Below are 5,314 nucleotides of genomic sequence, written 5' to 3'. Positions count from 1 at the left end.
GCCGACGGCCGCCGGAGTTGCCGACGGCCGCCGGAGTTGCCGGCGGCGGACGAACCGTGCGGCGCCGATGCATACGGCGACAACGTGTGAGGAGACGGACGCCGAAAGTGGCACGAAGATGCACCAAAGGTCGGTATTTCTACATCATCTGCGCACTTAGCGTCGTTTCCGTCGTGATTCATCCTGACCGTCCGGTCTCCGGAACGGTCGTCGCGGTGGCCCGCTTAGCCGGGGCCGCCAGGGACAGGAGATCCGTGGAGGCTCCCACACACGTGCCCCGTGCCGTTGCCACGCCGATGGCCATACCCATGTCCATGTCCTCGGCCGCGTCGGTGCCGATGGCGGTCCTCGGCACCCGTCCCCACGCCCACCTTGAGCCGCCCGGCGCATCCCCGCGGGCGACGGCGTCCGGGTCGTCTACCCCGGCTCCGGCCCTCGACATGACCGGAGACGACCGCGTAGCCCTGTGGCAGCAGCGCCTGCTCGAGGCGGAGTCGGGGATGACGACGTTCCTGCTGGAACACCACGCCGATCTGCGTCTACTCGACTGGCTGCATACCCAGGCCGAGATCTTCGCCGACTTCCCGACGCCCGACGATCGTGATCCGACGGCCTGGCAGCGGGTGTTCTTCCGCGCGCAGGCACTGATCGAACGGTTCATCGTGTCGCGCTGGGGCGAGGCGGAGCTCGTCGACTGGGCGAGGGCCAATGCCTCGGTCTTCGGCAAGGTGGAGCCCGAGCCGACCGGCCGGCCCGCCGACGTCGTCCACCGGCTCGCACGCCAGGCGGATCTCTACTCCTCCCGTTACGCGGTCGACACCGACGAGCCCATGCAAGCGACCCTGATCATCTCGCACTGTGGCATCTGGGACTACCGCGAGCAGGCCCGCGCCCGGGGCGTGCCCCTCACCCTGGCCTCCCCCTGTTCGTTCTGCACCACTGCCCTCTCGGCGAACATCCGGGCCAAGGGATACGAACCGGCCTTCCGCCTGCTGCATGACGACCCCTCGGTCCCGTCAGCCGGCGTGGCCGTGCCCGCTCCGGGCGGCCAGCCTGCCGTCGTGGCCGGGTCGGTCGCCGGACCGGGGCAGGTCGACCGTGGCTGCGTCTGGACCGCCACCGGCACCACCGGCACCACCGGCACCACCGGCACCACCGGCACCACCGGCACCACCGGCGCCACCGGCACCACCGGCGCCACCGGCACCACCGGCACCACCGGCACCACCGACATTGTCCACAGAGCGGAGATCAGGCCATGACCCTCGTGACCGACAGCGGTCATCCCGGCGCCATCGACGATCCGGGCCGACCAGCCGCCGGTGACCACCCCGCCGGTGCGACGGCCGATCCCCCGGCCGACTCGCCGCTGGGAACCCCGCCGCCTGCCGCGCAGGGGCTGATGACCGGGGAGCGGTACCGGGCGAGCCTCAACGACGGCCGCGAGGTGTGGCTCGACGGGGAGAAGGTCGCGAACGTGGCGACGCATCCAGCCTTCCGGGGCGCCGTTGACGAGCTGGCCCGGCTGTTCGACCTGCAGCACGACCCGGATCTGCGCGACGTGCTCACCGTCCACGAACCCGAGGCGGGAACCCGCGTCGGCTGGTCCTACCAGCTGCCGCGCACGCTGGACGATCTGCGGGCCCGGCGGCGCAGCACGGGCGTGTGGATGCGCGAGTCCTGGGGTCAGCACGGCCGGTCGCCGTCGTTCATGGCGAACGTGGCGGTGGGTCTGCTCGACTTCCGGGAGCATCTGGAGTGCAACCAGGCCGGCTTCGGCGCCAACGCGGTGGCCTTCTACCGGCACTGTGCGGCCAATGACCTGGTCCTCGGCCACGCTTTGGGCGACCCGCAGATCGACCGGACCACCAGCCCCGTGGACGATCCCGATCTCGCGCTGCGCATCATCGCCGAGCGGGACGACGGCGTCGTCGTCCGGGGCGCCAAGCAGCTCACGACGCTGGCCCCACTGGCCCACGAGGTGCTCGTGTACCTCTCGGCGAGCTTCGCGCAGCGCGAGGCCGAGCAGTTCGTGATCTGGTTCGGCCTGCCGCTGGCTACCCCAGGCGTGAAGATCCTCTGTCGGGAGCCGCTGGGGGCCCGGCCGTACGGGCACGCCCACGCGCTCGCGTCCCGGTTCGACGAGCAGGACGCCATGCTGTTCTTCGACGACGTGCTGGTTCCGTGGGACCGGGTGTTCCTGCTGCGCGACGGCAACCTCGCCCGGGTCGGACTCGGACGGATCAACGCCTGGAGCGCGGCCGCCGGCCACATCCGCTACCAGGAACGGCTGCGGACCCTGCTCGCCGTCGGCACGCTGCTCGCCGACGCGATCGGAGCCTCGGGGCTGCGTCACGTCCAGGAGGACCTCGGGGAGTTGGCGAGCTACGTTGACCTCGTCGGGTACTTTCTCGACGCGGGGGAGGCCAGGGCCGAGACGACGGACGGCGGCCTGCTCGCGCCGGGTAACACCGACGCGAGCCGCGTGTGGTCGGCGCAGGTCGCCGGCCGGGCGGTGGAGATCGTGCGGCGGATCGGCTCGTCGGGTGTCCTCATGCAGCCCAGCGAGCGTGACCTCGCCGCCGCCGACCTGCGGCCCTATCTCGATCGGTACATGCGGGGCGCGAACCTCCCGGTCGAGGAGAAGTCACGGCTGTTCCGGCTGGCCTGGGAGCTCACGGCGGACAGCTTCGGGCAGCGTCAGGACCTCTATGAGTTCGTCCACCGCGGGGACATCACCCGCAACCGGATCAACCTGCTCCGCCGGGATGACCTGGGACCTGTCACCGACCAGATCCGGGAGCTGATCACCCGTCCGCTCTGAGGCTTGACGGCAGGTGGCTGTCGGACCGGTGGCTGTCGGACCGGGCGGAGGGGTCCGGGGACGGTGTGCGCGGAGGGTGTTAGCGATACCACCGCCTACCTGGTTGAGCTACCCGAAGGTGCCTACGGTCAGGCCAGCCCCCTGCACGCGGGACGACGGGGTGATACCGCCGGCCCGCGTTCGCTCCTCGTGGTAAGGACCCGGAGTCATGACGATCGGAGCCGCCTCGCCCCCTCCCGTCCGTGCCGAGGTCTCCGGGTCCTCTGCGTCCTCTGCGTCCTCCGGGTCCTCCGGGTCCTCCGGGTCCTCCGGGGGTCCGCCGTGGGTCAGGGTTTCGGCCTGTCCTGGGGTTCCCGTTCGCGCCGAGGCGTCCGCGCAGCCCGAGTGTCCCGCGTACGCCAAGGATCTCACGCCCACGGGAATCGACGGCGGCGTGTCGGTGTTTCTGCTGCACGCCCATCCGGTGACCGGGGCGGGGCTGCACCTGCTGCTCTCGACGATCTGCCGGCTCGACGTCGTCGGCCGCGGCCATCGGCTGGATGCCGCGCTGCCGCAGATCCGCCGCTCGCGTCCCCGGGTCCTGCTGCTCGGGCTCGCGGGGGATCTCGCGACCGACCTCGCGGCGGTGCGCCGGCTGCGCGTGGAGGGCGACCGGATCCCCACCACGCGCGTTCTGCTGTTGCGGCCGCTGGCCACCTGCGCCGAACTGACCCAGATCCTCACCACCGGTGCGTCGGGGGCGGTGCTGCCGGACGCCCCGCCTGCCGACCTCGCCCACGCGGTCACCATCGCCGCGCTCGGCGGCGTGGTCTTCCTGCCCGCGCCGCCGCCGACGGGGGTGCCGGGGCCGCCGGTCCAGGCCGAGCTGCCACCGCAGGCCCTCGGGCTGACCTCCCGGGAACGCGCGGTGCTCGGCCAACTCGCCCGCGGTCTGTCGAACGCGGAGATCGCTTGCGAGCTCGCCCTGGCCGAGGCAACGGTCAAGCGGTACCTCACCGGTGCGATGCGCAAGATCGGCCAGCCGGACCGGCTACGCGCCGGCCTCTACGCCTATCGGCACGGACTGCTGGACGGTCCGCATGCCGGCTGGACGGGCCGTGGGCGTGGGTCCGGCCGCGGATCGGCGCCGGACCGGATGATCGAATGATCGGGGTGGCCGCGGGCGCCATGGCGGGATGAACACGTTCCGCGAGTCGGTGTTTTCGATGATCCGGATTCCGGCTGATCATCACAGATCTATTACTTGTGGTTATTGATAGGTTGCTTCGGGTGTCGAAATTCGTGCTGACGTTATTCGATCATGTAAATGGCGCGATCTCTCCGGGTAAGCGCCGGACATGGCTGCCGGGCGATGCCACCATGGGGCTGTGTCCTCTTGCGTTGGACGGTCCGCTCGGCCGTTTCGGCCTGCGCTGATCCGGCGGCGGTGGCTGGATTTCAGCCATCACATGGGTGACTGCTGTTAGGCGTTGTTGGCGACTGAGGGTAGTAGCAGTCCTGCTGACCGCGTGTCCCTGTGTCGATGCTGTCCCGCCCGCCGGATGTGCCGGATGTGCCGGATGTGCCGGATCGGCGGTGTCGACCAGGCCGCCCGATCCGACTGGAACCGATGAGCGACGACGCCCGCCAGCGTGAGCTTGGATTCTTTCTTCGTGCCCACCGTGAGCGCCTGCGACCCGAGGACGTCGGGTTGCCCGCCACACCTCGCCGCCGCACCCCGGGGCTGCGCCGGGAGGAGGTCGCCGCGCTCTCCGGCCTCGGCCTCGCCTGGTACACCTGGCTGGAACAAGGCCGGGTCGCCGCGTCCCGGCAGGTCCTCGAGGCCGTCGCCCGGGCCCTGCGGCTCGACGACGACGGTCGTCGCCACGCCCTGGCGCTCGCCGGCCTGCACACGCCGCCAGCGGACCGCCACCACGCCCTCGTCAAGGCGCTGCGTTCGGTGCTGGACAACTGGCCGAACTGTCCGGCGTTGCTGCTCGACCGGCGCTTCGACGTCACCGCCTGGAACGACGCCTACACCGTCCTGTGGGGGGATCCCGCCGACGTGCCCGAGCCCCAGCGCAACCTGCTGTGGCTGCTGGTGGCGCAGCCCCGGACCCGGGACGGGATGGGCGGGTCCGAGGACGTGGCCAAGGACCTGCTCGCCCAGTTCCGCGCCCAGATCGGTCATCATCCCGACGACCAGCGCGGCCGTGCCGTGCTGGAGCTGCTCGAACAGGCGCGCCCCGAGCTGCGTGCCTGGTGGCAGTGCCGGTCCGTGCGCGTGTTCACGGGCCGCACGGTCAGCGCGGCCACGCCGCTCGGCGACATTTCGCTGATGCTGTCGGTGCTGCGACCGGGTGATGATCCGGAGTCCACCATCTGGCTCCAGACGCCCGCGACGCCCGCGGACCGGGAGCTGCTCACCCGGCTGGCGGCCGAGACGCCGGGCGCGGCGGGGCGCCCGGACCCCGCCGCGCGGCAGCGGCTCTCGGCCTGACCGCGACCGGC

The 5,314-nt window shown here is 71.4% G+C and carries 5 protein-coding genes; all 5 read left to right on the top strand.

Annotated features, from left to right (window positions below):
* The first annotated feature begins 308 nt into the window (after nt 1–308).
* Nucleotides 309–1,262, top strand: a complete 954-nt coding sequence (locus BMG523DRAFT_RS25620; protein WP_162492187.1) for a hypothetical protein — start codon at nt 309–311, stop codon at nt 1,260–1,262.
* Nucleotides 1,259–2,824, top strand: a complete 1,566-nt coding sequence (locus BMG523DRAFT_RS21365) for a 4-hydroxyphenylacetate 3-hydroxylase family protein (protein WP_108913767.1) — start codon at nt 1,259–1,261, stop codon at nt 2,822–2,824. The genes BMG523DRAFT_RS25620 and BMG523DRAFT_RS21365 overlap by 4 nt, the downstream gene beginning before the upstream one ends.
* 433 nt (nt 2,825–3,257) lie before the next feature.
* On the top strand, nt 3,258–3,971 hold the full coding sequence (locus tag BMG523DRAFT_RS21360; protein WP_049760940.1) for a response regulator transcription factor: 714 nt from the start codon (nt 3,258–3,260) through the stop codon (nt 3,969–3,971).
* A 122-nt stretch (nt 3,972–4,093) separates the two neighbouring features.
* On the top strand, nt 4,094–4,240 hold the full coding sequence (locus BMG523DRAFT_RS25535; protein WP_157858560.1) for a hypothetical protein: 147 nt from the start codon (nt 4,094–4,096) through the stop codon (nt 4,238–4,240).
* Between the two features lie 193 nt (nt 4,241–4,433).
* Entirely contained in the window at nt 4,434–5,303 is an 870-nt protein-coding gene (locus tag BMG523DRAFT_RS21355; protein WP_051624000.1) for a helix-turn-helix transcriptional regulator, read from the top strand.
* The last annotated feature ends 11 nt before the right edge of the window (nt 5,304–5,314 follow it).

It is taken from the genome of Frankia sp. BMG5.23 (assembly GCF_000685765.2).
Taxonomy (GTDB): domain Bacteria; phylum Actinomycetota; class Actinomycetes; order Frankiales; family Frankiaceae; genus Frankia; species Frankia casuarinae.
Note: the sequence above shows the minus strand (reverse complement) of the source record. Positions and strands in the feature narration are given on the sequence as shown.

Bases quoted from the DNA above. Each gene is read 5' to 3' on its own strand.
- BMG523DRAFT_RS21365 (WP_108913767.1), top strand. From the start codon at position 1,259: ATGACCCTCGTGACCGACAGCGGTCATCCCGGCGCCATCGACGATCCG.
- BMG523DRAFT_RS21355 (WP_051624000.1), top strand. From the start codon at position 4,434: ATGAGCGACGACGCCCGCCAGCGTGAGCTTGGATTCTTTCTTCGTGCC.
- BMG523DRAFT_RS25620 (WP_162492187.1), top strand. From the start codon at position 309: ATGTCCATGTCCTCGGCCGCGTCGGTGCCGATGGCGGTCCTCGGCACC.